At 52.7% G+C, this 25,958-nt stretch carries 20 protein-coding genes and 1 pseudogene; 6 read left to right on the top strand and 15 right to left on the bottom strand.

The features are described from left to right. The first annotated feature begins 87 nt into the window (after positions 1-87). Positions 88-543, top strand: a complete 456-nt coding sequence (locus AB4O01_RS17520) for a helix-turn-helix transcriptional regulator (RefSeq protein ID WP_236274861.1) — start codon at positions 88-90, stop codon at positions 541-543. A 57-nt stretch (positions 544-600) separates the two neighbouring features. On the opposite strand, the gene AB4O01_RS17515 is transcribed toward AB4O01_RS17520, so the two are convergent. Both AB4O01_RS17515 and AB4O01_RS17510 read right to left on the bottom strand, forming a co-directional pair. Beyond that, positions 601-1,599, bottom strand: coding sequence for a DUF6602 domain-containing protein (locus AB4O01_RS17515; protein WP_460089100.1), 999 nt, complete (start codon positions 1,597-1,599; stop codon positions 601-603). Beyond that, entirely contained in the window at positions 1,529-2,320 is a 792-nt protein-coding gene (locus AB4O01_RS17510) for a hypothetical protein (RefSeq protein WP_460089099.1), read from the bottom strand. The genes AB4O01_RS17515 and AB4O01_RS17510 overlap by 71 nt, the downstream gene beginning before the upstream one ends. A gap of 317 nt (positions 2,321-2,637) precedes the next feature. Between AB4O01_RS17510 and AB4O01_RS17505 the strand changes: the two genes are divergently transcribed. Continuing rightward, complete coding sequence (locus AB4O01_RS17505; RefSeq protein WP_236274858.1) at positions 2,638-3,264, top strand: hypothetical protein; 627 nt, start codon at positions 2,638-2,640, stop codon at positions 3,262-3,264. 94 nt (positions 3,265-3,358) lie between these two features. Here AB4O01_RS17505 and AB4O01_RS17500 read toward each other — a convergent pair whose 3' ends face one another. From AB4O01_RS17500 to AB4O01_RS17490, 3 genes are all read right to left on the bottom strand, one after another. After that, positions 3,359-4,393, bottom strand: a complete 1,035-nt coding sequence (locus tag AB4O01_RS17500) for a DEAD/DEAH box helicase family protein (protein ID WP_346609418.1) — start codon at positions 4,391-4,393, stop codon at positions 3,359-3,361. Further along, positions 4,378-5,940 carry an ATP-dependent nuclease gene (locus AB4O01_RS17495; RefSeq protein ID WP_460089098.1) on the bottom strand — a complete coding sequence of 521 codons (1,563 nt, stop codon included), beginning with the start codon at positions 5,938-5,940 and terminating at the stop codon, positions 4,378-4,380. The genes AB4O01_RS17500 and AB4O01_RS17495 overlap by 16 nt, the downstream gene beginning before the upstream one ends. 184 nt (positions 5,941-6,124) lie before the next feature. Beyond that, the gene (locus AB4O01_RS17490) at positions 6,125-6,595 is read right to left on the bottom strand and encodes an SH3 domain-containing protein (RefSeq protein ID WP_234451149.1); all 471 of its coding nucleotides are present in this window, start codon (positions 6,593-6,595) and stop codon (positions 6,125-6,127) included. Between the two features lie 183 nt (positions 6,596-6,778). Between AB4O01_RS17490 and AB4O01_RS17485 the strand changes: the two are divergent. Continuing rightward, a pseudogene (locus AB4O01_RS17485) lies at positions 6,779-7,036 on the top strand (LysR substrate-binding domain-containing protein); the annotation flags it as partial. 168 nt (positions 7,037-7,204) lie between these two features. Here the strand turns inward: AB4O01_RS17485 and AB4O01_RS17480 are convergent. Together AB4O01_RS17480 and AB4O01_RS17475 are read right to left on the bottom strand one after the other, a co-directional pair. After that, positions 7,205-7,795 carry a hypothetical protein gene (locus tag AB4O01_RS17480; RefSeq protein ID WP_346609416.1) on the bottom strand — a complete coding sequence of 197 codons (591 nt, stop codon included), beginning with the start codon at positions 7,793-7,795 and terminating at the stop codon, positions 7,205-7,207. A 78-nt stretch (positions 7,796-7,873) separates the two neighbouring features. Next, positions 7,874-8,350: a hypothetical protein gene (locus AB4O01_RS17475; protein WP_346609415.1), complete on the bottom strand. Its 477-nt coding sequence runs from the start codon at positions 8,348-8,350 to the stop codon at positions 7,874-7,876. Between the two features lie 144 nt (positions 8,351-8,494). Here AB4O01_RS17475 and AB4O01_RS17470 point away from each other — a divergent pair, with 144 nt between their 5' ends. Further along, a complete protein-coding gene (locus AB4O01_RS17470; protein WP_460089097.1) occupies positions 8,495-9,784 on the top strand; it encodes an RES family NAD+ phosphorylase in 1,290 nt (429 codons plus the stop codon). 43 nt (positions 9,785-9,827) lie between these two features. Here the strand turns inward: AB4O01_RS17470 and AB4O01_RS17465 are convergent, their stop codons facing one another. Next, the gene (locus AB4O01_RS17465; RefSeq protein ID WP_346609413.1) at positions 9,828-10,838 is read right to left on the bottom strand and encodes a hypothetical protein; all 1,011 of its coding nucleotides are present in this window, start codon (positions 10,836-10,838) and stop codon (positions 9,828-9,830) included. A 917-nt stretch (positions 10,839-11,755) separates the two neighbouring features. On the opposite strand from AB4O01_RS17465, the gene AB4O01_RS17460 reads away from it, so the two are divergent. Together AB4O01_RS17460 and AB4O01_RS17455 are read left to right on the top strand one after the other, a co-directional pair. Further along, on the top strand, positions 11,756-12,157 hold the full coding sequence (locus AB4O01_RS17460) for a hypothetical protein (protein WP_346609412.1): 402 nt from the start codon (positions 11,756-11,758) through the stop codon (positions 12,155-12,157). Positions 12,158-12,243: 86 nt separating this feature from the next. Next, positions 12,244-12,756 carry a 3'-5' exonuclease family protein gene (locus AB4O01_RS17455; protein WP_460089096.1) on the top strand — a complete coding sequence of 171 codons (513 nt, stop codon included), beginning with the start codon at positions 12,244-12,246 and terminating at the stop codon, positions 12,754-12,756. A gap of 157 nt (positions 12,757-12,913) precedes the next feature. Here AB4O01_RS17455 and AB4O01_RS17450 read toward each other — a convergent pair whose 3' ends face one another. The 7 genes from AB4O01_RS17450 to AB4O01_RS17420 all read right to left on the bottom strand — a co-directional run bounded on the left by AB4O01_RS17450 (position 12,914) and on the right by AB4O01_RS17420 (position 25,938). Further along, positions 12,914-13,456, bottom strand: a complete 543-nt coding sequence (locus tag AB4O01_RS17450; RefSeq protein WP_460089095.1) for a hypothetical protein — start codon at positions 13,454-13,456, stop codon at positions 12,914-12,916. A gap of 111 nt (positions 13,457-13,567) precedes the next feature. Then, entirely contained in the window at positions 13,568-15,733 is a 2,166-nt protein-coding gene (locus AB4O01_RS17445; protein ID WP_460089094.1) for an AAA family ATPase, read from the bottom strand. Next, positions 15,730-16,203 (bottom strand): hypothetical protein, encoded by a 474-nt coding sequence (locus tag AB4O01_RS17440; RefSeq protein WP_192062234.1) that lies wholly within the window; start codon positions 16,201-16,203, stop codon positions 15,730-15,732. Before AB4O01_RS17440 ends, AB4O01_RS17445 begins: the two co-directional genes overlap by 4 nt. Beyond that, positions 16,190-16,858 (bottom strand): hypothetical protein, encoded by a 669-nt coding sequence (locus AB4O01_RS17435; RefSeq protein WP_460089093.1) that lies wholly within the window; start codon positions 16,856-16,858, stop codon positions 16,190-16,192. The genes AB4O01_RS17440 and AB4O01_RS17435 overlap by 14 nt, the downstream gene beginning before the upstream one ends. After that, positions 16,855-20,091 (bottom strand): hypothetical protein, encoded by a 3,237-nt coding sequence (locus AB4O01_RS17430; protein ID WP_460089092.1) that lies wholly within the window; start codon positions 20,089-20,091, stop codon positions 16,855-16,857. Before AB4O01_RS17430 ends, AB4O01_RS17435 begins: the two co-directional genes overlap by 4 nt. Continuing rightward, positions 20,084-21,499, bottom strand: a complete 1,416-nt coding sequence (locus AB4O01_RS17425; protein WP_460089091.1) for a tyrosine-type recombinase/integrase — start codon at positions 21,497-21,499, stop codon at positions 20,084-20,086. The genes AB4O01_RS17430 and AB4O01_RS17425 overlap by 8 nt, the downstream gene beginning before the upstream one ends. 692 nt (positions 21,500-22,191) lie before the next feature. Next, positions 22,192-25,938 carry a bifunctional diguanylate cyclase/phosphodiesterase gene (locus AB4O01_RS17420; protein ID WP_460089090.1) on the bottom strand — a complete coding sequence of 1,249 codons (3,747 nt, stop codon included), beginning with the start codon at positions 25,936-25,938 and terminating at the stop codon, positions 22,192-22,194. Positions 25,939-25,958 lie beyond the last annotated feature (20 nt).

The following is a 25,958-nucleotide window of genomic DNA, read 5'->3' as shown; positions in this document are numbered from 1 at the left end:
GAGAATTCCCACGGCAATGACTATATACATTTGAGTGGGAACGATCAAACCCGGCATACCGTCTTCTTTTTGAAGAGGACTGCCTGGATGTCTTTGCGCAAGGCATACGCAGCAACGTTGCAGTGGCTAAGAATTAGGCGGGGCTTATCGCAAGCAGACCTCCAAACCCAAACCGATCAGGGTCACATCAGCCGCTTGGAGGCATCGACGGTGTCAGCCAGCGTCGACCTTAGCGCCGATCTAGCTCAGGCACTGGGTGTAACACCACTGTCGTTTCTCACGCTTGTGGCTGCCGCCCATGATGGCAAGACTGCACGCGCGGCCTTGAAGGACACGCTCGCAGAATTGGAAAAGCTGGGTGTTTTAGACGAGGTGCTTCCTGGCGAACCTCAAAAGCTCACTCCACCCAGAAAGATTACTGCGGAAGAAAAGCTCAAGGCGATTCGCGAGCTGAGAGCGGCGGGGCTTACCCAAATGGAGGTTTCCCGGAAGCTGGGGTTGCCGACAAGCACCGTTGGGCGACTGTGGCACGTAGATGGTTAGCCACAAGATTACCGCCTGCTACGTGGCTTAGGCTCAGGGTATTTACGCTCGGCTTGGTCACATCGGAAACAGGTCGATGGCTGAGATACTGGTCAAAGCCCGGTGAGGATGATACTGCTCTCTCGGCGTCAGCTTCTTCGATGTGTGCGCTTGAAGATGGGCTTCAACGACACCGTTGACCGACAGGAAAAATAGCTCTAGAGCGCTGATCGCAGTTCCTTGCTGATCCTGGTAGAAATACGACATGTACCCTGCGCCGTCCCTATCGTGAATGACGTATTCCTTCCTCAGTTGGTACGAGGAGTCAAGACCGATGATTTCATCCGGCAACACCTGATAAGTGTCATGGTCGAATTCTTTGTGATGTCCTGGATGCGGATAGGAATGGAACCATGCGTTGATCCTACCCAATGTAGGCGCGTTGAACATGAAAAGGTAGGTGCGAAACTTCCAGCTGACAGCCTCGAATGATTGGAAATATCTGATCACATCGTTAAAGCCTTTCTTGTTGATTGAGGTTTTCACCTCGATCACCGCAAGCACGGCCTCAGTGGGGACGACGACCAACTGGCCCGCTCGGTAAAAAGGCGCGAATCGGTGCGAATCGTAAATGATGATGTCGCACTGCTTTGACAGCCAACCATCGGGGCTGATGATGAAGCCCTCCTCAACACTTACCCCGCGAGGTAGGTGCTCCTGGAGGAATTCTCGCAGCACCGCTTCAGCCAAGGCGCCGGTCGTGGGGTTGTGTTTGGTGATGTAGACCTTTGCTTGCTGAATCTTGCTGTGGAGCTGCTGGGTCAAATGATCGAAGTATTTGCTCAAAACGGAAAACATCCTGTGGTCGCGCTGGAAGCGTCTGGAATACCAATCATGAAACGACACTCCGGCGCGGCTCAGTACGTCCTGAAACTTGCTCAGGGGGAAATCCGAAGCAGGAATATCGATGTGCCTTGCGTCTGTATGCGATCCCGCCGTGGCTAACCTATCCGAATGCAGCACCAACAGGGCACCGGGAAAGATCACGAGCAAAGAAATAGTCTGTACTGGCTTCAATAGCAGCTTCGTTGATCCACGCCACCTCCCCAATGGGCAGCAGCTCAACGGCGGCAACAGGCTTAGTAGGCCCGTACCACAGGCATGCCGTAGGACTGAGGGGCAACATTGACATACGCTTAGCATTGTCCGGCACGATGAACTCCCCCTCCATGGCACGCAGGATATTCCAGTTTGAGTTTCCCATAGCCTTCGCTGCTTGGGCTACATGCAGCCTGATACTCGGACTAGCCAAGAATCTGCCGGCTATCTTGAAGTCGCCTTGGATGGTGCTGATGCCTTCTTTTTCCAGCTGCTCTTGCTCATCCTTGGTGTACACACGTGACAGTCCGAGAAAATTCTCCATGTAAATGGACTGATCCTCAACCCTGTCCTGCTTGTGAATTGCGCGAATATTCCACAGACAATAGAACTCATTGATGACTGTTAAGTCGGCCTCTTTGAACGACACCAGGTCATCATCAAGAATCCGACCAGCAAGATCCTGAAAGTCGTCTTCGACCTTTTTCATGAAACCCGATTCCGCCTGCTGATCCCAAGCCCTTTCAGCACAGAAAATCTCATTAGACGGTTTCGCCTGGATGACCCTGTCTAGGGATTTGAGGAACAGCTCAACGTTGCCTTTCTGCCCAGCGAAACGGGCAATGCTTGTTTTGGGGAATGTGTGCTGCTTAACAGTAAGGCGATGGGGATTGCCCTTCTGAGTAGGTTCGTAGGTCACGACGTCATCCTCAAGTCTTTATGCAGGCCTTAGCCGCGAGCACTCATGGCGGGGCATTATGACAACGGTATGAAGTAAACTCCCAGATAAAACCCGACCAGCGGCATCTCCAATCACTTGGATTCAGCTGCCTCCCAGACTACACCGGTTTCGTCGGCAGTCAGGTCGTGAGCAGGACGAAGCCTCGCTTGGACGCTCGAGCTGGCCCTCGGCAGGATTGCTGCGTATCGGTAGGCAAAAGCCATTTATTAGTTGCCGGTAGCCAACGCGGATTCGTAATGTTCTAAACCATGGACTGGCCAACGTGAGGAGACGACATGGATGAGGAATCGCCACCGATGCTCGACCCGGAGCTTGAGGCCATCCAGTGGCCGGCAGACTTCTCCGGCCAGCAGCTGTTTATCCAGGGTGAAGATTGGCAGTACAACGCGATGCTGAACTGGTCTCACTTTCGTGTCGACCTCTATGCTTTTGCATACAAAGATGCCGCTGACGGACTTGTGGAGGCGATGGCGAATCGTCAGGTGCCATTGGATAGCGGCATTTATCCTTTGCTTTTTCTATACCGCCACTCCTTGGAGCTGCAGTTCAAGCTGATGCTAAAGAGTGCTCGCGCTCTGACAGGCAAAGAGCCCAAGAACTACGACAAGCATCCGTTGATGCCTCTGTGGTCGGAGTTGCGTCATCTGCTCAAGGACTTGGGCCTAGAGCGCTCTGACGCCAATGCTACTGCTGTTCACGAGTTCATTCGCCAGTTGGACAACGTTGACCCAGACTCGATGGCGTTTCGGTATGCGACGACCAACAGTGGTAAAGACCATCTCCCAGACGTTACGCACATCAACATCCGGCACTTGCGCGAGGTGCTCAACAGCGTCTTCGTTTGGCTAAACGGCACATACAGCTGGATTGGGGAGATGGAGCAGGGAAAGCCTGGCGACTGATCACGCTAGGTGTGATGCCAGGCAGTTACCCTTCATGCTGATCATGCTTGCCGGGCAAGGTCTTAGGCCAGAGATCACCACCTATGGCTCCGACCTAATCTGTTTTGAATCGTTTGAAAAGTTTTTCGGGCGCCAGATACAACCTCCCGCGTGTCCGTGAGAAGGCAACATAGAGTTTGTTTTTTGTCTGTGGAGGGAGCTCGGCAAGCGAGGATTTTTCGTAGACCTTCCAGTGAGTAGTACCCAGCACAACGCATACATCGTTGTAGTGATCCAGACCTTTACTGGCACCCCAGTTGTTAGACAGACACCCGTATTTATAATGTTCCTGGTAGAACAGCTTCACCACGCTGGCGTCCGCGTGCACGGCGTCAGCATCCACTTGATTGGCCAGAGGAATGATTTCGGTTTCATACGTATGCTGGGACTGCATATCAATGTGCAGATGTGTACGAATAAAATCACATACGGTGATGCCACACCTCCAGCTTCGACTCAATGTCTCTTTGTCCACGGCCACACCCGCCTTTTGAAAAAGCTTTTCGTATTTGCCGATGTCAGCGTGTAGCGAGCTATTCACGTTTCCATCGCGACTGGTGTCGAACGTATGCTGGTAGAAGTCACCTACAAATAGCATTTCAACCTTGGCTTTCGCTAATGCCATTAGCAGGTTGAAATCATGACCTGCTAGATCTTGAACTTCGTCGACATAAAACTCATCGTAAAAGCGCTCCATTCGCGCCATCACGTCAGGAATTGCATTAACGGTTTCTAGGAGCTTTGCGAGGCGATTGTGGTAAACGCTGCCGCTTGTAGTGGCGTAATACGCCATATTGTCCCGTTTGAGCTTTAGTGTACGGGCGTGCGGAGCTCGAAAGCTGATTCCCCGCGTCTGCATATGCACCTGCAGCAGAGGGCGATAGCAGAAGCTATAAAGGAACGTGAAATAACTCAGCAGGTTGATGTTTTTCGGCACATGGCCAAACCGTTTGATGATGCTATCGCGCAAATGGCGATAGTTGTTCTCCGTGTAGGTGATTATCAGTGCGCGCTTTTCTAGGCTCAGACGCTTCACGAGCAAAGTGGTCTTCCCTGACCCTGCCACAGCGAACATCACTCGTTTATCCATTGGATTGCCTCCGCGATGTAGGCCGGAACGGTCAGCTCACCGGGCTTTCCCTTGAGCAGCTCAAACGCGGCTTCTGCCTTGTTTGCCAGCATGTATTCCAAGGGGGAGAGGGTTTTTCGTCCTGGGCCGAAGACGGTCTTGCAGGTTTCCTCGTTGTCGTTGTGCAACCCTATTTCGAAGGTTGAGCGGTCATTGTCTTTGTCGGCAAAAACTTTGGCATTGTCTGAAGCGAAATCGACATAGTTTTCTACGCAGTTTTTCTGATAGTCCTTGTCGTTGTCCCGTATGGCTGCAACTCGAATTCCGAGCAGGTTAGCGAGCTCCATGTACCTTTTGAAGCTGGTGCCGCCAATAGAGATTATGTGAACGTCATCGACTTGCGGTAGACGCCCATTTGTACATTGCTTATAGAACTCTTCCACCAGGATGAATTCAGCATCACCTTCAACCAATACCACCTTTTTCGAAAGCGCGAACTCCAGGACATTGTTGTCCGGGGCTTTCATGAAGAATTCTGCGGTGTCTGGTGATAAGGCTTTAAGTGAGCCAGCAGCTGCATTCGGGCCGATCAAAAGGGCATGCCGAAGATCAAGCCTTGAGCAGATATGGCTGCTGTGGGTTGCAATGAAAAGCTGGGTGCTCTCGTTTTCCGCTAGCTTGGCGACGAGTGCTTTCATGGAGGAATGGCTGAGGTGGTTCTCAGGCTCCTCCAAGAGCATTACATCCAAGCCGCCTTGCTTGTGCTTGCTCAGCGCAAATTCAGTCTTGATGAAGCACTGCCTTCCTTTGCCGTGGTTCTCAAGCGGAATATTGTCTTCCGTGATGATTAGATCAGTTTCTAGGTTCGACCGGACGCTACTCCGTACGTCAAACTGATACGCGGGTAGGTCAGCGTTGAGCGCTGCGAGATGTTGTCCTGTAAAAGCCTGCTTGCCTTGGCGGTACAGGTTTTCAAGTTTATAGCGGTCTTCAACGGGGGCATTGAAAGCGTAAACGGCTCGGGTGTATTCACGAGACGCGTGATCGCCATCAATACGTGAACCGTCTAGCATCATGTGCTTAATGGGGCGGTTGAATGCTGCGTAGGGCCTGCCGGCGAACGTTTCAAACCGCACCGCATAATATTCGAATGGGAAGTTTGGTTGATCATCAGCCAAGATGGCTTGCACCGCTTCGCCATACTCGGCCATAACCGCAAGGATCATGCGCACGCCGTCAGTCTGGCGCTGGTGGGAGTTGTTGGTTCCATATAGGCCTTCGTCGTCACCTTCCTCTAGGAACACGTCGACTATCAGCTCAGGTAGTTTCTCCAGGCTCTTCTCCCCAGCAAGGAAAGTGTCAACCGAATCCTTGTTGAGCAGAGCTTCTGCACCCAGAGCTTCAATGCGGTTGCGACTCCCGCCGAGCGCGAGGTCTAGCGCGAGCAAAATGCTGCTTTTTCCTGCCTCATTGTTGCCAATCAGCACATTCTTCCCAGACTCAAAATCGAGCGTGAGCGTTTTGAATTTTTTGAAATTCTGAATTACCACTTTCCGTATGGTGTGCATGTTTAGCCCTGAGCTGGAAAATCAAAAAATGAAGTTGAACCACATGGTTGTTGAGTCAGGTGGCTACGGATTTATAGCCAATACATATCCGTCTGCAACGAAACCTCGTCAAGAGATCGGCTCGTTTACCGGCTAAAGCGCCTGCGAGAGTGTAATCCCCGGCAAGACGTCATCAGATAATCGCTCAAACGCCGTACCGTTTGTTACCGCCAGAGGTAATGCAGTATCGACCACCCCTAGGCCCTATACACACGTTTCCAGAGGAACAGGGGCACGAGGAACCGTAAGCTGGAGTCTGTTGGCGAGCGGGCAGTGGAAGCTGGGCCGACGGTCTGGGCTTCGGAACAACGTAGCAGCCAGGCCCACTGCATAGACTCTTGGACGAAAGCCATTTCGAAGATTGACCATCAATGCTGATGCGCGCCCATTCATTCCTAGTTTCGAAGACCTGAACCTTTTCCCCGCGCTTCAGTTTGGAGATGACCTTTCCACCTGGTTGATCCCTGACATTGAGATTATCAGCACTCACAAAGTGCTCAGTTGCGGAAGCAGGAGCCGGGGTTGGCGGTGAGGCCGGGGAAATCGACGCTTGCGTATTCGGCGAGCTAAGAGCGTGTGGCTGTACCGGGGCTGGAGGCGTGTCTTTCTTCCCCATTGCCCACAGAACGGCAAAAAGAATCAGGAGCGGGACAAACCATGACTGGGACTTCTTGCGCATATCCATTGCTCTCATTCGGCACGTATTGCAACGGCTGTCTTCCTGACCAACCTGACGTCATTTACCTATTGCGAGCTTAGCCAAGCTTCCACTTTATGCAGCTAACCTTGCTAGAAAAGCTTCGCGCCTCCTGTGACGCACCAGATTGGCGATGGCGAAGGGATGATCCTGGCTGCAGTTGCCAGTGTGAGACTGTGCCAGATGCCTCGTTGTTTGTTCAGAGAAGACATCGAAGCAGGCAGGTTGGTGGAGGTGTTGGGAAACTACGAACCCGAGCCGGTAGATGTTCATGCTGTATGGCCGAAGGTTTCTCACCTGCGGCCAAAGGCTCGTTACGTGGTGGATGAGCTGGTCAAGGTTTGCGAGCACTGGCAGTGAGATTCATACCTGGTGACAATGGAGACCTGAGGTGCATCACCAATCGTTAGTTGATCCCAGCTGAAATGGTGTGTCACCGCACTATCTACCCGCTGAATAACCTTATGCGAAAAGCCCGTGACCGGGGCCGTCCACCTGACTCGATAACCGGGTTTTCATCTGATCGACCTAGCGCTCCCTAGGAACGTAGTAACCGTCGGGATACGGCAGCCGACCGTTTATGAATCTCACAAATTCGAGAAACGTAGCCAATGCAGCATGTAGCTCTTCTTCGGTTCCGATGGAGTTTTCCTTAAACGCATGGATCGCGTTTCTTCGACGCTGCACCATACGCACCCATGGCTCCCAATCTTCTTCCGGCGACCATATTTTTCGCTTGAAGAAGATGATCAGTGGTTCTAGGCTCACCCCGTCTGGATCGAGAGTATTTCCGGTTCTACTGCTCTTGATAGCTTGGGTATCTGCTAAATAGTCTTTGTAGTAGACCGACAACAGCAGCTTCATCTGCCCCTCAACTAACGCGCCAAGGTTTGCCCAAGCTAGGATTAGCTGGCCATCGCTCAATGTGCCGCACCATGAACTCAGCTGTTCCGCTAGCGAGCTTTGCCATTCAAGCATGGACTTGTTCAACAACTCGGCGGCTTCAATTGGCGCCCACCCATGAGCACCCTTCCAAAAGTCCATCATGCGCCGGATCAAGGTTGCGATGCGTTCTACTGTCTCGGGGAGGGGAAAGGTGCCAGCGTTCCTATGAATCATATGAATAAAAATCCTGAGTTCAGACCGAGAGGTGGTAGGCCCGCTCGTTGCCTTCTTGGGCGAATCGGCGTCTTCGACCTACTGCGAGCTTTGCCATGCTTCCATTTTTTTCAGCTTACCCTGTTCAAGCAGCTTGGGTTTCGCCAAGTAAAGCATCGCGAGTAATAACTGTCGTTCTGCTTGGGATGGAAACCATTCAGCCACCTCGACGTTGCAGTGCTTGGAGTCGCTCAGTACCCATTTCACTATCATGTCGGCAGCAGCCCTGTAATGGTCAGCCATGTAGAGCCGCCGTCCTTCAACACGAAATTTACGATCAGCTAGCTGATCAGTTACGTCAGTGATGCCCGCATCACCGAAGAACGCATCGGTATCTGGGTAGTGAATCCCTGCAAGCGATACTTTGGCGACCCCTGCCTCTCGGTCAAAGTACGACAGGAAGTGCCACCCACCAGTGGTGCACCCTGGGTGAGGGAAATTGATTGCGGCCTTGCCAGTTATGTAGTGCCGGCGAGAAACGCGTTTGAGGTCAAAATCGAAGAGCGGTTGCACCATGTGACATGCCTCTGTGCACCTGTGCTACTGATTGCCAGGACACACCCTGAAGACGGAAGACTGAGGCGCAGCAAGTTTCCATCGGGCTCAGCCTCTGACGCGACTTAGAATCACCCCCATCTGAACTTTGCTAGGCACAGCCCCATGGACGAAGACCTGATCTGCCACCAATGCTTGAACGAAGCCTATCTCATTAGATTGATCAGGCGAACCGGCGTGACTGCTGAGTGCTCGTTCTGCCTAAAAAAGCGTAAGGCTATCCCATTCGAAGACCTGATCAACATGGTCGACAATGTCCTCCAGAAGTATTGCCACCCTGGAGCGATATACAATCAGTACGATGACAATGGTAAGCGCTCTGAGACCGAGCAGACCGGGGATCCCCTTGTCTTCCATGTCGCAGAATTGCTTGGCTTGAATGAGGATGACCCGGTCGTAGAGCGTGTGCTCTGTGACCTGAACGAAGGCTCCCATTACGACATCATGCAAGGAGGCGAAGCGAGGTACAGCGATGATGAAAACTATGAGTGGAGAGTGATTCGACCAAGAGATGCAGAAGCTCGATGGCTGAATTTTCAGAACGAAATGAAGCATGGAAATCGGTTTTTTAGTCAGCATGCCAAGGGTTTTCTGGACTGGCTGTTTCGAGGAGTTTCATCCTTCAAAAGCCCTGATGGCTCGATGTCCGTTGTCAGAGAGCTTGTCGATGACCAGATCTTTCGTGCTAGACGCTGTGATTCCGCTTCAGAGTACGACTCGATCATTAGTAAGCCTGCCGCAGAACTCGGCCCTCCACCCAAGGAGGCCGCAGGTGCTGGCCGAATGAACCCTAAAGGGTTGGCCGCTTTTTATGGAGCTTTTGACCGAAAGACCTGTGTCGCCGAGCTTCGCCCGCCAGTCGGAGGACGAGTCGTAAGCGGCGAATTCAAACTCACAAGACCCGTTCGCGTCCTGGATTTCATCGCACTGGATGAAGCCTACGAAGCGAGGCCGTTGAGTGCGTTTGAAGCCAACTACGAAGAGCAAATGGGTAGGCGCATTTTCTTGAAAACGCTCCACGCAAAAATTACCGTTCCTGTGCTTCCGAACCAGGAACACGAATACCTGGCTACCCAAGTCATGGCAGAGTTCCTAGCTACACAATTCGACCCGCCGCTCGACGGTGTACTGTTCGAATCCGCTCAAGTGCGGAAAGGCACTAACCTGACCCTTTTTAATCATGCGGTGGTGGCTTCACTCGAGCCTCGAACTGCTTTCACGAACCTAGATGACTTGCTTAGCACCAACTCATCGCAGACGCCTGCGATTGAGTACGTGCCTGACACGTTGGTAAGGCATAACGTTTGTCGAGTGAGATTTATAACCGATGATCTGACGCGTGAGGATGGCCAGCCCGAGTCTGATGAGCAGTACGACGATTGGGATGAGTATTAATTCGAGTCGTCTGGGGCAGTCGGGTTAAACTGGCGCTGATCACTCAGTCCGGTTTCTTCCGATTAAGACTCAATATTGGCCGAACACCAGCTCCCCCGGTGGCCTGCGGCTGCTGCTCGCTTGCAGTTTCAGCTGCCGGTGGAATCTCCACTTGGCGAATTCTGGCAGGCTCGCGTTTCGGCGCTGGGTTTGCACCAGGCTTGTGTTGATCGTCCGCTTTCACTCTGACGGAGATTTTCACCACTGGCTTATCGTGCCGAGATTTCTTCTCTGGCTTGGTTGCCGTCGTGTTCTCATCGCCCCTCATCGCAACTTCGACCTGAGCTGACTGAGCCACTACAACGGCCTCTGGCCTCACTTCCCCGGTTTCTACAGCACTAGCCTGTCCAGCTGCGCGCCTAGCGGCTTCCTTCCAGTTATTCCAGTCGGCCACAGCAGCCGGCAATCGGTCATTGGCTTTGAGCCAGGTGCATAAACCTGGGTCGATCCACTGCACGATTTCCGTAATGTCACGATGCAGAAAATAGATCGGTTGCCACAAAAGCGGCTCGTGATGAAAGCATCGATTACGTAAATCCCTTGCATTGTTCAGACGGCTGCGGATGACATCTGCTTTCTTGGAATTCTTGGGAGCGTGGTGAAAAACCCGCATAAGGGGCTTCGATACGTCCGGAAAGGCTTTCCGGTTAAACAACGATGTCCAGAAGCCGAAGCTCAGTTCGGCGGTAATGTCGTCCGCACTGGCAGTCACCCCTCGTTTCTTCAGAGATGTCCGTGCGTCTGCCACCTTCTCATAGCTGGAGGCGAGGTCACCGTTGGTGCTGCCATCAAATTCTTCAAACCAGTCTTCGCGCTGGTACTCACGCACCATTTCGCGCTGAATGGCGTTCCGCAATGCCACTTCAAGCACGTGAAAAATCGAGACCAGGGACTCCGCAATCCGCATGTTATGCACGTAGGCTTGAGCCGCGTGATCCTGATTGCCCTGATGCCCTTTGAGGTAGCGGCTCATTCTTGGAGTGGAGAGCTTCGCCTCCAACGTTTGCCAGACCATCTACCCACAAGCTCCCTTTAACGCCATAAATTTTCACATGCGGATGCGATGGTACAGGCAGGACTCACAGGCGGAAAGCAAAATGCCATAACTGGCCGGCGCATGAGCTTGCCACGGGTTTCGCAGGCCAGCGGAAATGACTTCAGAAGGAGTTTATGCAGGCCAAGGTTTCTGTGATTTTTTCGCTTCCTAAGCCAGGATTTGAGCCTTCATTTCCGAAATTGGGGGTTGACGTGTATGTCGATGCTGGTAATCTAACCCCGCTGCCCTAGGAACCTCCACTCCCGCGCTACACGAAGCGGTGAAGAGACTAGGTTATGTGACGGCCCCGTTCTACGGGGCCTCCTCCTTTCTGGCGGTTGAGTTTTTCACCCGCTACGCTTCTGATTACTTCTTTATTACTTCTACTTTCCGTACTCCGCTCCCAATGCGTGGGAAGCTTCAACTCCCCCCACAGAAAACGCCAGAAAGCTCTCTAACTTAAATCCCAATCTGGGGTTTCGAAAGCGATAGCTCTTCGTATAAAATGAATGTGCAGCCCTAGGAACCTCCACTCCCGTGCTACAAGAAGCGGTGAAGAGACTAGGTTATGTGATGGCCCCGCTATGCGGGGCCTCCTCGTATCTGACGTTTGAGTTTTGCTTCTCCCTATAACATCTCAGGCCAACCTCGATCAGGCTGAAAAGCGGCGATGACGAAGAACCTGGAGATATTCAAGTCGGGATTGAGAGCGCTAAGCCATCGGCGGGAAGGGGCTCGGGCTCCAAACGCGTGGCTATCATGCGGCACCAGGCATGCGGAATGTCAGCCCAAAGGGTCGAAACGTGGCCTGCCGTGTCTCGACTCACGACAGCCCTTCCGCCTGGGGCGACAAGCTACAAACACTCCCTGCCTCATGGAAATTTGGAGGAGGCCGCATGACCCACGATGAACTCCGCGAGCTTGAGAAAGCTAGGCGAAAAACACTATGGGCACTCGCCAGTCTCCACCTGGGTGATCCTAACGCATCCGAACCTCTAGCCATCCTGGATCACCTCGGCGACCTGGAACAAAACAGCACAGTGTCCACCCTTGAGCTACTCGACCTAAATATGGTTCGCGACTCTGTCCCAGTGAAACGCCATCCCTCTGGCATCGATATAGTCTTGGAACTTGAAATCCCCGAGCCTTGGAGAGAGCGTTTCCTGCAAGCCAGTATCGGATCAACGCGACTTCCTGAAGGGGCATATGCGTGTGACTGGGAGAAGTTTCTAGCTGAATGGGAACTTGAGATGCAGCATCTTCAGAACCACCGTGATGCACAGACTGCTAGCGGCTAGAGTGGCTAGTCCGAGCGATAATAACACTATGCATAAACAGCCCCTGTAGCCTGGTGTAGTCGCACCCTCCATACACGAGCCGCAAGATGGAGCAGCCTTCGTGTTTTATCGATTTCGAGGCATCAGCGATAGCCCCGGATAGCTATCCCATCGAGGTGGCTGTCGTATCGAGTAAGACCTCTTTCAGCTCGCTGATCACGCCAGCTCGTTACTGGACGCACTGGTCGTTCGATGCACAAGATATGCATGGTCTATGTCAGGATCAGTTGCGTCAGCGAGGTGATGCCCCGGTTGCTGTGGCGAGACATATGAATCAGCTGTTTTCAGGGCAGGCGCTTTGCAGCGATTCACCTCAAGACGTTTTTTGGCTCGATGTCCTCTACGAGGCACCGGAACTGGTGCCCACCTTCGAGTTGAAGCCTTTGGAGGTTTTTGTGGGCAGGGAGGCTGCCAGTGAAATCTACCGGCGACTGCCGACAACCAGGCACCACCGAGCCTTGAATGACGCAACTGCTTTGATGAACGCCTGCCGTGCTTTTTTTAAGCTTGAACTTTCGAAGGGGTGGAATCCATTGAGCTTCGGATCTAGATCAGTCTGAGTGTCCGCTTGAATCGAAGGCAGGGTAGGTATGGCAAGCGAAGCGCGCAGGCGTGTGGGATGGACGCCCGAAGGGCCGAGACCTTGGCATCGCCAGGGCTCGGTACACGACAGCCACTCCCCGCAGGGGGCACGCCCCAACTGAAAGCGCAGGGTCATCAAAGTTCTGCATCCCAAGCATCCATCGCCTCACTCAAAGTCGCGTACCACCGGAGATCACCGAGCTGTAAGGCATTCGCGATTTGCCTGTTGGTATTGCCGTCGGCCCAAGTCGGGAGACTCTCTATGGCTCCAGTGAACATGCTTGCTGTAGCGACAGTGAACCGCCCCGTACTCGTAGACTGGAGGCACACGTAGCGCACAGCGGCGCCACTATGGAGCCGACGCCAAGCCACCACCTCGATACAGTCCATGACCCTCATTGGGGCCACTGCAGCGGGACTGGCTTCGCGTTCTTCTACGTTGAATGACCCGCTAGGCGCTCCTGGTTTGTGGGCAAAATGCTTCAACTGCTCACGTGAGGCGATTATCTGATCTCGGAGCTCTTCGGGATCGATGGACATTCCGCCCTCTGGTGTCACCTTGAGGGTCTTCAAGGAGTTCGCCGCCCGGATGAACTCGCGTTCACGCGCTTTCTCACGCTCGGGGCGGCGGTCGGGGCTGATGACGCTCCAAAGCGTTGTGAGCAACTTCAATGACATTCTCCTACCTTGAGGCATTGGGCGCGGATCCTGCGATCATACAAGGAGGGTAAGGCGCCTGAAGCGAAAGCCCTGCCCGCAATATTGTAGGGCTAACGACCTGTTTGGTATTCAAACCGAGAAGCCAACACAGAGGGTGTCGCTTCGGTTTGGGCGAGCTACTCCCTGCTGCATGATGTTCTGCGTGCTTAGGATCAAAGCCAGCCGCTTAGATCGGGAGACGGCTGTGTACAGCATGCTTCGTTCCACAAATTCGCTTTGACTCAGAGTGCAAAGGATCGACGTCTCGTACTCGCTGCCTTGCGCCTTATGAATGGATATGGCGTAGGCAAGCTTCATTCCCAGCACGAACAAGTCCATCCTGGACAGGGTCACTTCGAACCCATTGAAGAAAAACACACCTGAAGTCTGGCCATCGATTGACGTAACGCCAGTCATAATCCCGGTGTTGCCATTGAACAAATTATGTTCGTAGCTATTCTGGGTGACGATGACGGGGTCGTTAACTCGCAGCCAGTATTTGCCCATCCAGATGCCTTGCGTCTCGTCTGTATGCTGGAGGGCGCTTTGCAGATGTTTGTTTATCTTGTGCCCGGAATCCGGCATGCGATCAGACATGTGTGGCGTCAGGATCTGAGCGTCAGGGATGATCTGCTTGATCTTCGCGAGGTGTGTCAGCATGTCCTGCGTGTTTGTGCAGGGGATCAGATAAACCCCATCGCGCTCGCCATTCCAGAATGGCAAGGTATCCAGATGACCAGATCTAATCTTCATGGCGATGTTCTGAAGGTGACTGTTCTGGATAGACCTGTGAACCTTTATCAGGTGGGTCGACGGTATCGCCTTCGATTTGGCCAGTGCATGGAAGAAGATTCCATAACCTACCGGTGATAGCTGACCAGTATCGCCTACGAGCAAGAGAGACAGTTCTTTCTTCGCGAAGGCATTCAGCAGTTTCAGCATCAAGGCGATGTCTACCATGCTGGATTCATCAATGATTACCAGAGGGTCGCCTCCAGTGCTGATCCCTGAGCTTGCGGTGCTGATTTTGATTAAGAAGCTGTGGATCGTGTAGGTGTCTCGGCCAACAGACTCCTTGGCGCGCTCCTTGGCTTTTCCACTCAGTGCTAAGACATGCACTGGGCGGTGCTGAGAGGCTATATCAACGATGGCTTTCAGCACCGTTGTCTTGCCCGTACCGCCAAATCCAGTCAGCGTGCTGATGCGATTAGTAAGCGCCATCAGCACTGCATTTTTCTGGTCTCGGGTGAGTGGGTATCCAGACGCGCTCTCGCTATGTGCGCAGCGATCTTCAATCGCTTGCTCCAGTTCCTGCGGAGAGCCGTGAAGCAATGAGGCCTGAGCGGACAGTAGAGTCGCTACTCGCTGCTCTAGTTTACTTTCGACAAGGGCCGCTCCCAGTGGCTGGATAAGCGTCGTTCCTTGATGCTTCTTAACGCATACAGCACGCCTTTGTAGGGCGCATTCGATAGCTTGGTCTACCAGTCTGGCGGATGGAAGCTTCTGAATCAGGGCGGCTTTTAGCTCTTCTATTTCGTATGCGGTATGGCCCTGATCCAAGCGCACATAGAGCAAATTCTCCACAAGGCCGGCCAGCCTGCGTGGGTCATCACGAGGTATGCCTAGCTTGGCTGCTGCTGCGTCTACTATTTTCCACATGTTCGGGTGGATGCCTTGAAACGCAATGAGGCTGTACGGATTAAGCTTTAGGCGCTCTACCGTATCCGTCTGGCAAACCTTGAGAATACTTTTGGCGAGCCCAGGATCGAAGTCGTGCTCCATGAGAAATTCAATTGTTGAAATCTCATCCTGCAGTGTCCTCCAGGCATCCACGACCTTTTGGGCGAGATCAGGATTAATCAGTTCCGCCAGGTGGCTGACTCTGCCTGCAGTCAATGCCTGAGCAAGGTTTTCTGCGCCAAATGCCCTGACCAGTTTCGAGACTTTCGCTTTGCCGAATGACAGCCCGCGAAATGCAGGATGCTTTATCAGCAATCGTTCCACATATGCCGCTATGGGCAGGTTTACGATGTGACAGCTTTCGATCAGAACGAAATCCCTGTACTGATCATGCCCTGTGATCGAGCCTTTGAATTGCCAGCATTCACCGGGTTGAGGAATGCGGGTGATGACTTTATAGCTTGCTCTGCATGTGTAAATTTTGTTTTGGCCAATGATGCGCCCGGAAAAGACTGCACCGCCAAAACTGCCTGGCTTCACCGAGCTCACCTGGATTATGCTCGACAGATTGCTCATAGGATGAATGACCGCCCGGAGTCGATCATCAAGTCCTGCTGGCTACTGATTTCTTGTGCAGATGTCCGAAGCAACCGCAGCTCGGCAGAGAGTCGCTCAACTTGCTCGCGAAGCAGTTCGTTTTCCTTCGACTTTTGCTCAAGCATTACTCGCAACCGGTTCGCTTCGCGACTTTTCGAATCCGCCATATCAACCGCCAGAGACTCAGGGTCTTTGGCCGCAAAAAACTCACTGCCTATGCGGCGAATGTCCTTCGCGATGACCTGTTCCAGGGTCTGGCCCTGGGAGCAAAAGACCTTCTTTGCGCTTTCTGAAAACCACTGCCTACGATTACCACATTCATCAGCTATTTTGCTGAAGTTGACGGCGCCAAACTGATTCACAGGGAATTTTTTTCCAGCCTGTTCAAGCTGCAGCACGTAGTCCCTGTAGCGGTCGTACGGAGAGCGCTTTTGATCACTGGTCGCCATTTTTGCTTTCCTTGGCTTTCATCCAAAGGACGAAGGGTTCGGCAATGTCTCTTGGAACAAGCCCTTCAGCAGGTTCGAGATCATCAAACGTGCAGGTGATTTTCTCGGCCTTTATATCAACATCGAACATGCCATCGCTTTTTTTGAGCACTTGCAGGAGTACGCGGCATGTCTTATCAAATTTCGCCATGAAGCCTTGATCGCTATTTTTTGCGTCTGGCAGGGCTACTGCCGAGACTCCATGACTACGGAGGGCTGAGCGAAGCGCTTCATTTTCCTTCCTAAGCCTGTCCGCTTCAGATTGCAACTGGTCTGCCCGCTGTACAGCAAGCTTCCCAACAAGCTTGTCCTTCGTGGATTCCATGTTGCCGGAAGAGTCCCAGTGCTTGTAGAACAGTGGGCCGATCAGCGCCCAATAATCAGTGCTCTGGACAAGTGTACGGTAACCAATCTTCTTCTCGTTCACGGGGAGTTCAGCGTTGTATAGTTCTGCACAAAACCTAGAAAAAGGAGTAACGCCGGCAAAAGAAGTTTTCCCTGCGAACGTTTTCAGTCTCGGGACGACCTCATCCTTGATCCGGCTTATCCTGTAGTCGCGACTCTTCTTCTGAGAGCCTGCAAAGCGGTTCTGACCAGGTTTTGCACCCTTGCTCATGCCGGGACACTCCCAGGGCTCGAAATTAGCCTAAGAATTGAATTAGGGCGATCCAAGGCCATGGGCTTGGTCATTGCATCGCTCAAGTCATGCAGCGAGAGGCCGAGCACTTCACAAGTAGATCGAATCAGGCCCCTGAATTCATCGATCAACGTGAATCCAGTAGGGGCTTCTTCCAGCATGCGATTGAAGTCTCCGGTGAACGCCAAGAGCTTGTTTCTCGCCACCTTTATCTGCTGATTCAGTTGTGGGGTGAAATACTCTGCATGGGTTTTGGCTTCGGCAGTACGGGCGATCAGGTTGGAAAGGGAGTGCTCCTTCAGTTCTAGGCGCTCCAGATGTTCCGAGACGAGTTCTGGCTTTTCTACCAGGAAACTCTCGCGCGTTTTGATCTCGCTGTACATCTGTTCAAGGCAGTGGGCAGTAACGCTCCAAGAGATGATCTCCGCAGCTAGGAATTTTCGACGATTTGCTTTCTGCACAAGGCTCTCGGGAGATGCGCCATTCTTTTTAGCCTCGACGATATACGCCTCCAATTCGCTGCACTCGTCTGTCAGCGCACGGATCTGGCCGTGGATCCTAGGCAAGTGGTCGACGGTCTTGACTGAGTAGTAACAACCCCCACATGGCGTACTCACTCCTGGTATGGCGCCCAAATCTCTCACTATGTCCGAAGGGCAGTTATTGCCAAATGGGCATATGTGAGTTGGCATAAACGAAAGCGAGTCGATAGGTCGCTGCTTAGCAGTCTTAACTCCAGACAAAACATCATCTTTGGTTTCGTGGTCAAATGAGATTGCCCCGAAATCGACCAAGGCTTGGTCTTTGTTACGACGAAATGCCTGCTGAAGCTTGGAGGCGACATCTTCGGCCTTTATGGAGGAAAAAGCCGGAAGATCCAAGCTCCACCCATGCTCTACGCTCATTTTTTGATATTCAGCTACCGTTTTTAAGTAAGCTGGATCGACTTTGGCGTAATACATAACGTGTGCTTCGGTAGCCTGTCCTGTAACGTGTGCGCCAATAATATGAGGCGGAAGAACTCTTATATATTCAGATACAACTGACACGCGGCAGGAGTGCGGAGTGTGCTCAATCAGTTTACAGGCCTCCGATTCGAGTTTCACTGCGGCTAAGTAGTCCTGAGGGGTCTCAAGCGAAATAAAATCCCCTAAAGCTTCAGGCATGGAGTTGGTTGTATTGATTCCAAGTTGGAATCTGCAGAATAGGTCAAAAGAATATACTAACCTCTTGAAATATTTTGCGTAAACAGCGGGTGTCAGCACCCCTGGTGTTTCACCTCGTGGAAATATAGATATTATTTTTCCAAAGATACTGTCTTCATGATAGTCATACCACACAGGCTCATCTATGGATGGATCATTAAACCATTTAAGCATTTCTTTCTGGCGATCCAGGAGCGATATCACGCTACTAGAGACTGTAGCATCCCAAGCACCATTCACCTTGTCGGTATTGACACGGAGCTTGCATATTGGCGGTAGGGGGCGAGAGCGATCCACGTGTGTGTCGTACGTACGCTTATCTAGCCAGCGAATGTGAATGCTTCGAATGCCCGTTTCAAGAGCGACAATGTTGTGGCGAATATAGTTTAGCTGTGGGTAGAAAACCCATTTGCCTTCACGCTCTCTGGCATGCTCCATGATTGGCACGGCGAACCTAGGCAGAAAGTTCAGACGCTCGTATTTCATGGGACGATTAATATCGGATTTTGGTTGTGAAGCGTCAAATAGTGGGTTTCGGTAAAAAACAACTGGCACGTAGCCATGGTTCTCAGTCTGAATGACTTTGTGTGCTTGATTCCAGTTGGGAGTCTCGAAATCAGGTCTGTATTCTTTGTCGTATATATTTATCTGTTCGAAATGAACTTTTTCGGCGAGAAAGGTCGAAAATGATTCGATTGCATAACAGTATTGAAGAAGGTAGGGGAAGTGCTCAGAGCTAAAGGCCGGTTTATTTGAGCTGGAGTTTCTTTTGACTACTGGGTAGTCAATTTCGAGTATGGGATTAACGAAGCCGGTAAGGCTGTTGTCAGCTTTTGAACTTACAACTAAATAATCAAACAAGGCCTCTATGTGGTAAAGCATGGTTTGAACTGTGGCGTTCGACCGGCCAGTCCGCAGGTAGCTGAAAAAACCTTCATAACCATCACCCTCCATATGATTTCTATTGAGATCTTTTGGAGGTGGAGGGAGGTTTCCTGTGGCCGCAGGATATACGTCAAACAAGAATGTATTAAGAGTCGCAAAGGTTTTATCATAATGATGGTATGATTTCATCCCACGTGCTTTTTGCAACTGTACAAACTTATCTTGATATTTTAACCACGCATCAATACTGCTTTTGTGCTCGTCTGGATAGGCGAATTCACCTGAAGTCAATGCTTTTTTGCTGGCTTTGATGTCGTTCTTGACGATTGCAGTACCTGAGCGGCATCTTTCAGGGTACAGTTTTTGTATGTAGCTCCAGAATGCGGCAGGAGATATTGGGTATCGGAACCAATCTCTATCACCCTTTCGTGCTAAAGCGACATGATCAGAAAAAGCCGAAACCTCTTCGGGATCAATATCTTCGATTTGATGCCAGTCGGTACACCGAATCATCCGCCATGCGTACCATTTAAAATTTTTCTCGGCGCCAGGCTTCATAACGGTAGTAATGTCGGGGATGCTTTTGTCAGATAGGTGAGCGATAAATGGTAGGCTCACCAATGCCAATACTTCTGAGTAAGATTTTGCGGCGAATTCATAATAATTTGCGCTTACATCGGAGTTGCTAGATATAGGTTTTCTCACGTCTGCCGGAAGGAGTATTGCCCGACCCAGCCAGAGGAAATGCAGAATAAGAAGGCAGTCTCTGCTAAGACGTTCCAGTGATGACTTGTTAAGCCAGTAATGGGAAGTTTTAGGAACCACCTCCCTTGCAATTCCGATATCTGGCGTTTTTTTTGAACAAACAAGTATCCTGTTCACCCATGCTTCATCATAAGTGGGTGCGGTCAAGTCGTTTAGATGTTCATCGAACAACTTTACAATAGATGCGTTATAGTATTCGTTTCGAGAAGAGCTTGTTATTTTGCTTGGAGGTATATGGTTGGTATTGAAGAGATCCTTGCAGACGCATTCTTTGGCTTTTGTGATCGCTTCTTTAATTGACGCCTCCAATACCTCACCGGTTTGTATGAAAACAATGTTTTTGGTGAGGTTAATCATGCTTCTTTCCTTCGATTCTAGCGGCTTCGTTCCGTAATATTTCAAGTTGTCGAGAGTGGAATTCTTCGCGGATTGTCTTCATTGAATCTTCTCCGCGTTGCGTTACGTATTGATTTGCGTGTTGCAAGTAAGCGTCGATGATGTCCGTATCGTGCTTGGCATATTTCATCGTCGATGTGACGCTAGAATGGCCCATTAGGATCTTCACATATGTGATAGGAAAACCTGTGGCCGCTTGGCCTGGAACTGGCATGTAGTTAAGCGTGTAGGTGCCATACATGTGCCTCAGAGAATGCATGCTAATCCCTGTCAGATTCGCTATGCCAGCCTTCTTGGCATAGCTCTTGAAGGTCTTGTCACGACTGCTTCTGTCACTGGCAAAATAGGGTCTTCCGTCTGAGCTTTGAAAGACGAAATCATGGTCGACGCTGGAGTTGTATTCCAGAGTGAGGTACTTCTCAAGATTCTCCCAGAAAATCCGAGCAAACGGCTCAATCATGTAGGTCAGCTCGGTGTCGCGCCCCTTCCATGCCAGAAGCTTGTACTCATCCTCAGTGAGGCCTGGCGTCTTTCGAGCAAAGGGATCTCTAAGGAACACAGCGAAGTCGTCACTCTCAATATCACACATCCGAATCTGCAAGGCCTCACTTGATCGAGCACCCGTTGCACCGAGAAGGGCGTAGATAGTCATGTCACGATAGAAAGTCTTGGCCTTGTTTGGTTTGGCCTGTCTGACCAGATCAACAGATCGTTCGATGGGGAATGCGACGGTTTTGTACGGCTGCTTGTCGTTTTTCCTGTCCCTTCGCTTGGCTTGAGGGAACAGCGTCTCCCGTTTCCGCTTAGGCAGCACGGCGTTTAGTGAGTCGCGGATGACCCCGGCCAGCCATGAGTTGGCCTTTTGCGCAGATATCTCGTATTGGCTTCGATACTCAGCTTGGTTGGTGTAAAACGCGCCAAACAACTGGTCTGGTGAGACTTTATTTTTAGACTCTGCGACCTGTAGGAACCAGCGGATCGACGACTCGATTGTCTGCGAGAGCGAGTTGTGGCTGGTGATTCTCTCCTTCCCGAGGCTGCTGGCCAATCTGCTGGCTATTGGATTAGCAGCCCCCTTCCCGAACAGCAGGAATGCCTGGTAGCTGTAGATGATGGTCTCGATGGTGACCTCGACATCTGCAGGGAATTGGGTCTGTGATGCCTCGTACACATAGTCAACGAATCGGGCTACGTGTTCGGCGTAGACCTTCGCGGTGTTGAGGGCGTAACCCTGACGTGCCAGCCATAGCGTGTAATGGGAGAACGGTTTGAGCTCTCGTGCTTCGTCGGGCAAGTCCGGGTTGATGTGGAGTAGTAGGTAGCGAGCTTCGCTTGTCTGAGGGGCATCAACCAGGATGAAGTTCTTCATTTGCACCGTATTCCAAATGCCACACCTTTTTTTCAGCATTGTGCAAGGACGGTTCAAGTGTCAACAAAATTGTTCGCAAGCGATTTCTTCGGGCTTTCGGCTTCCCATCATCAGCAGAAGACAGCTAGGCGATTGGTCAGTGGGTTTCGAGGTTTGGAGGGTGATGTCGGCACCCTGGGCAAGACGTTTTCGTTTGCAAGAAACGAAAAAAGCCAGACCTAGTGGTCTGGCTTTAAGATTGGTGGGCCTCCCCGGAGTCGAACCGGGCACCAACGGATTATGCGTACCAGCTACAGTTTTCACTGCCCCTTTCGGGTTTGTGGTCTGGACTGTCTCTTGCCTTTACGGCTCGCCCGTACAGTCTCTACACCTTCCTCTTGCGAGGCTTGGCTCGGGATTACCACGTCGAAACAGAGGCTTCCCCGAATTTGAGCGATTCTACCAAGGGACAGAGTTAACTTACCCCAAGGCAACCCATTCGCTCAGTACCATGCCCAAAGGGGTTAGGTACTGATCTGCTAAGTCCGCTGCTCTAACCAACATGAGCTAGAGGCCCAAAGTACATCATGAAGCTATCAAATCCACGCTTCAAATACCACACTGGTATTCATACCACATAAGAACCGTGGACCAAAGGATTATGAGTCCTCTGCTCTAACCAACTGAGCTATAGGCCCTCAGTAGGTCGCGGATTATAGCGACGGTTTCTCGGCTGTGCTATCCGAAAAATCCGATACGGTTACACGAAGAAACGTTGCTGCGAATTCTTCCGGCGGCAGCGGCAGGCTGACGATGTAGCCCTGGATCTGTTCACAGCCTTCGGCGGCGAGAAATTGTTGTTGTGCCTGGGTTTCCACACCTTCAGCGATAACCGTGAACTGCATGCTCCGGCCCAGTGCGATGATCGCCCGGACGATGGCCGCATCGTGGGGGTCATCGGGCAGTCCGCGGACAAACGACTGGTCGATTTTGAGGATGTCCAGCGGCAGCCGTTTGAGGTAACTGAGCGAAGAATATCCGGTGCCGAAGTCATCAATCGCCAATTGAACGCCGAGGTGTTTGAGCTGGTGTAACACCGCCAACGCCTCTTCGGCCTGACTCATGATGAAGTTCTCGGTAATTTCCAGTTGCAGTAAATCCGGTTGCAGGCGGTTGTCGTTGAGCAGCTGTTCGATGCGTCCGAGCAGATTCGGCTGACGCAATTGCGCACCGGCGAGGTTCACCGACAGCGGGCCGAGGCTGTCGTAGACCTGACTCCATTCGAACATTTGCCGGCACGCCGTCTCGAGCACCCAGTCACCAATCTGCAGGATCATGCCGTTCTCTTCGGCCAGCGGAATGAAGTGTTCTGGTGGCACGTCGCCGAAGGTCGGGTGACGCCAGCGGATCAGCGCTTCGGCACCGACCAGACGATGATCGTCGAGGCTGATTTTTGGTTGGTAGTAGAGAAACAGTTCATCACGTTCAATGGCCCGACGCAGTTCATGCTCAAGCGCAATGCGCTCGCTGGCCTGGGCGGTGAGGTCGCGGGTGTAGCTCTCGACGCGGTTGCGGCCCTTGGCCTTGGAGCGGTACATCGCCGCGTCGGCGTTTTTCACCAGTGTGGCGACGTCGCAACCGTCTCGAGGATAGAGGCTGGTGCCGATGCTGGCACTGATGAAGAATTCATGTTCACCGGCCTGGAATGGCGCACCGAAGCAGTTGAGCAGTTTGGTTGCGATGTTATCGGCGTCGCTGGCCTGTTGCAGGCCGGGTAACAGAATGATGAATTCGTCACCGCCCAGACGCGCCACGGTATCGATGTCTCGCAATTGCTCCTTCAGGCGCACGGCGATGCCCTTGAGCAGCAGATCGCCGACCGGGTGGCCGAGGCTGTCATTGATGTGTTTGAAGCGGTCGAGATCGAGAAACAGCACGGCGCCCTGACTGCCGTTTTCCTGCTGGCTGTTCAGTGCCATCAGCAAGCGGTTTTCGAACAGCGTGCGGTTCGGCAGGCCGGTAAGCGGGTCGTGATGCGCCTGATAGTCGAGTTTGGCTTGTGCATGTTTGAGGCTGGAGATGTCGGCAAACACCGCAACAAAGTGGGTAATGAACTTGTCGCGATTGCGCACAGCACTGATGGTCAGCCAGCTGGGGTACAGCTCGCCGTTCTTGCGCCGGTTGGAGATCTCGCCTTGCCAGTGGCCTTCATCGGTCAACTGGTGCCACATTGCCGCGTAGAACGCGCTGTCATGCAGGCCGGAGGCGAGCAGACGCGGTGTATGCCCGAGCGCTTCGCTTTCGCTGTAGCCGGTGATTTCGGTGAAAGCGCGATTGACCGCACTGATGTGTTGTTGGGTGTCGGTGATCAATACGCCTTCAGCGGTACTTTCGAACACGGTGGCGGCCTGCTGCAGTTTTTCCTGCATCAGATGCCGCTCGGTAATGTCGCGGGCGATGGTCAGCATGCAGTCATCTTCGCCAATCGGCAGCGGACGGCTAGATACTTCACAGAGGCGGATCTGCCCGTCACTGCGGCGGATATGGCAGGTGAAGTCACGGACGAAGCCGTCGCGATGCAACAGATCGAGCATCTGTTTGCGTTCGTTGAGGTTGACCCAGATTCCCAGATCCAGTGCCGAGCGATCCACCGACATGGCGCTATTGAAACCGGTGATACGGCTGAATCCTTCGTTGACCTCCAGCAGCAGGCCGTCGCTCTGGCGTGACAGCAGCAAACCGTCCGGCGAAGCATGGAAGGCTTTGGCAAATTTCTCTTCGGAGGTTTGCAGTTGCTGTTGGGTTTCCTTGAGTTGGGTAATGTCTCGTACTACGACGACAAGCGCGGGTGTAGTGTCCAGATCAAACGGCTCGGCGGAAATCAGGCCGGTAAACAGTTGGCCATTGTTGCGGCGAAACGGCATCTCCAGATTACGAATGCTGCCTGCCTGCAGGCGCTGCAGCAGTCCGGGACCGACGCCGGGAATCCCCCAGATATTCAGCTCGGTCGCCGTTTGGCCCAGCACTTCTTCGGCTTTCAGTCCGATCTGTTCTTCAAACGCTTCGTTGACCTCCAGCAGGCAGCCATCGGACAGCCGTGCAATCACCAGAATGTCCGGGCATTGCTGAAACACCGAGGCGAACTTTTGCTCCGAGAGTCGCAGCGCCTCTTCGGTGCGCTTGATTTCGCTGATGTCGATCATCAGGCCGCGCATCACCGGCTCATGGCCATGCTCGATCAGGCTGACGATGTCGCGCACCCACAGGCAGCGGCCATCAGCGGTTATCACCCGATAGTCGACGATGTGATCGCGACCCTGGCGAAGCGCTTCTTTGCAGTAACTTTGTGTACGGGTCAGGTCGGCCGGGTGAATGATGTTGTGCCAGAAACCGGGAATCAACCAATGGGATTGTGGATAGCCAAGCAGGTCTTCGGCGTGGGGCGACACATAGCTGTAGGTGAAGTCGCTCATCCGTGCTTCCCAAGCGATGGCCGACAGGCTCTCGACCAGGCCACGATAGTGGTATTCGCTGCTGCGCAGTTCCTGTTCGAGGTCGATACGTCGGGCGATTTCCGAACTCAGGCGACGGTTGATGCGGATCACCACGGCGAGAATCGTCACCAACAGCAACAGACCCGGTAAACCGTAGATCAGCAGGTCTGACCAGAATGTCCGATGATCAAGGACGTTGCCGACCCAATGCTCCTGAATACTACTGATTTCATCAGGACTCATGTCAGCGAGGACTTTGTCGAGAATTCCCACCAGTACCTTGTTGGCGCGGGGGACGGCCATCGCCAGTTGGTAGCGATAAGGGGTTTCGCCGCTGACGTACAGACCGTCGAGCTTGAGCTGGCGCAGACTCCAGACGCTGGACGCGAGGTCACCGACGACGGCGTCCACTTCGTCGGTCGCCAACGCCTGCAATGCCGAACTGACATTGGGCATGGCCACCAGGTTCAGATCGGGGTGGTGGGTGCGCAGCAGTTCGTGGGGCGCGTAGTTTTCCACCACGGCGATCTTCAAGCCGTACAAGTCGTCGAGCTTGCGCGGTTGCGCGCCGCCGATGTGGGCGAGAATGACGATCGGAAAATCAAGATACGGGCGGGTGAACGACAGGTAGGTCTGACGCTCGGGGGTGGACATGATGCCGGGCAGGAGGTCGATCTTGCCCGATTTGACCTGTTCGAGCACCACCGTCCAGCTCACCGGTTCAATGGGCGTCAATTTGATTGCCAAGCGTTGGCGAATCACGTCGATATAGTCGGCAGCCAGGCCCTGATAGCGGCTCTGATCGTCGCGAAACTCAAAGGGCGGCCACGACGCATCGACACCCAGGCGCAAGTCCGGGTGAGCCGCCAGCCAGCTACGTTCTTCATCGGTCAGAGTCAGCGCGTCAGCCGTTGCGGTCCAGATCATCAGTGACAGCAAAAAAAGCACGGACGCCAATCTGGGCATAACGCTCTCGTTATGGCTCG

The sequence above is a fragment of the Pseudomonas sp. S2_E02 genome (genome assembly GCF_054668355.1).
The sequence above is the reverse complement of the archived record's forward strand: the minus strand, read 5'-3'. Positions and strand labels throughout refer to the sequence as shown.

What these genes read in the sequence shown, in the direction of transcription:
- AB4O01_RS17420 (WP_460089090.1), bottom strand. Translation starts at nt 25,938, where the DNA reads ATGCCCAGATTGGCGTCCGTGCTTTTTTTGCTGTCACTGATGATCTGG.
- AB4O01_RS17505 (WP_236274858.1), top strand. Translation starts at nt 2,638, where the DNA reads ATGGATGAGGAATCGCCACCGATGCTCGACCCGGAGCTTGAGGCCATC.
- AB4O01_RS17495 (WP_460089098.1), bottom strand. Translation starts at nt 5,940, where the DNA reads ATGCACACCATACGGAAAGTGGTAATTCAGAATTTCAAAAAATTCAAA.
- AB4O01_RS17470 (WP_460089097.1), top strand. Translation starts at nt 8,495, where the DNA reads ATGGACGAAGACCTGATCTGCCACCAATGCTTGAACGAAGCCTATCTC.
- AB4O01_RS17445 (WP_460089094.1), bottom strand. Translation starts at nt 15,733, where the DNA reads ATGAGCAATCTGTCGAGCATAATCCAGGTGAGCTCGGTGAAGCCAGGC.
- AB4O01_RS17500 (WP_346609418.1), bottom strand. Translation starts at nt 4,393, where the DNA reads ATGGATAAACGAGTGATGTTCGCTGTGGCAGGGTCAGGGAAGACCACT.
- AB4O01_RS17475 (WP_346609415.1), bottom strand. Translation starts at nt 8,350, where the DNA reads ATGGTGCAACCGCTCTTCGATTTTGACCTCAAACGCGTTTCTCGCCGG.
- AB4O01_RS17430 (WP_460089092.1), bottom strand. Translation starts at nt 20,091, where the DNA reads ATGATTAACCTCACCAAAAACATTGTTTTCATACAAACCGGTGAGGTA.
- AB4O01_RS17465 (WP_346609413.1), bottom strand. Translation starts at nt 10,838, where the DNA reads ATGGTCTGGCAAACGTTGGAGGCGAAGCTCTCCACTCCAAGAATGAGC.
- AB4O01_RS17435 (WP_460089093.1), bottom strand. Translation starts at nt 16,858, where the DNA reads ATGAGCAAGGGTGCAAAACCTGGTCAGAACCGCTTTGCAGGCTCTCAG.
- AB4O01_RS17480 (WP_346609416.1), bottom strand. Translation starts at nt 7,795, where the DNA reads ATGATTCATAGGAACGCTGGCACCTTTCCCCTCCCCGAGACAGTAGAA.
- AB4O01_RS17460 (WP_346609412.1), top strand. Translation starts at nt 11,756, where the DNA reads ATGACCCACGATGAACTCCGCGAGCTTGAGAAAGCTAGGCGAAAAACA.
- AB4O01_RS17455 (WP_460089096.1), top strand. Translation starts at nt 12,244, where the DNA reads ATGGAGCAGCCTTCGTGTTTTATCGATTTCGAGGCATCAGCGATAGCC.
- AB4O01_RS17440 (WP_192062234.1), bottom strand. Translation starts at nt 16,203, where the DNA reads ATGGCGACCAGTGATCAAAAGCGCTCTCCGTACGACCGCTACAGGGAC.
- AB4O01_RS17520 (WP_236274861.1), top strand. Translation starts at nt 88, where the DNA reads ATGTCTTTGCGCAAGGCATACGCAGCAACGTTGCAGTGGCTAAGAATT.
- AB4O01_RS17490 (WP_234451149.1), bottom strand. Translation starts at nt 6,595, where the DNA reads ATGGGGAAGAAAGACACGCCTCCAGCCCCGGTACAGCCACACGCTCTT.
- AB4O01_RS17450 (WP_460089095.1), bottom strand. Translation starts at nt 13,456, where the DNA reads ATGTCATTGAAGTTGCTCACAACGCTTTGGAGCGTCATCAGCCCCGAC.
- AB4O01_RS17425 (WP_460089091.1), bottom strand. Translation starts at nt 21,499, where the DNA reads ATGAAGAACTTCATCCTGGTTGATGCCCCTCAGACAAGCGAAGCTCGC.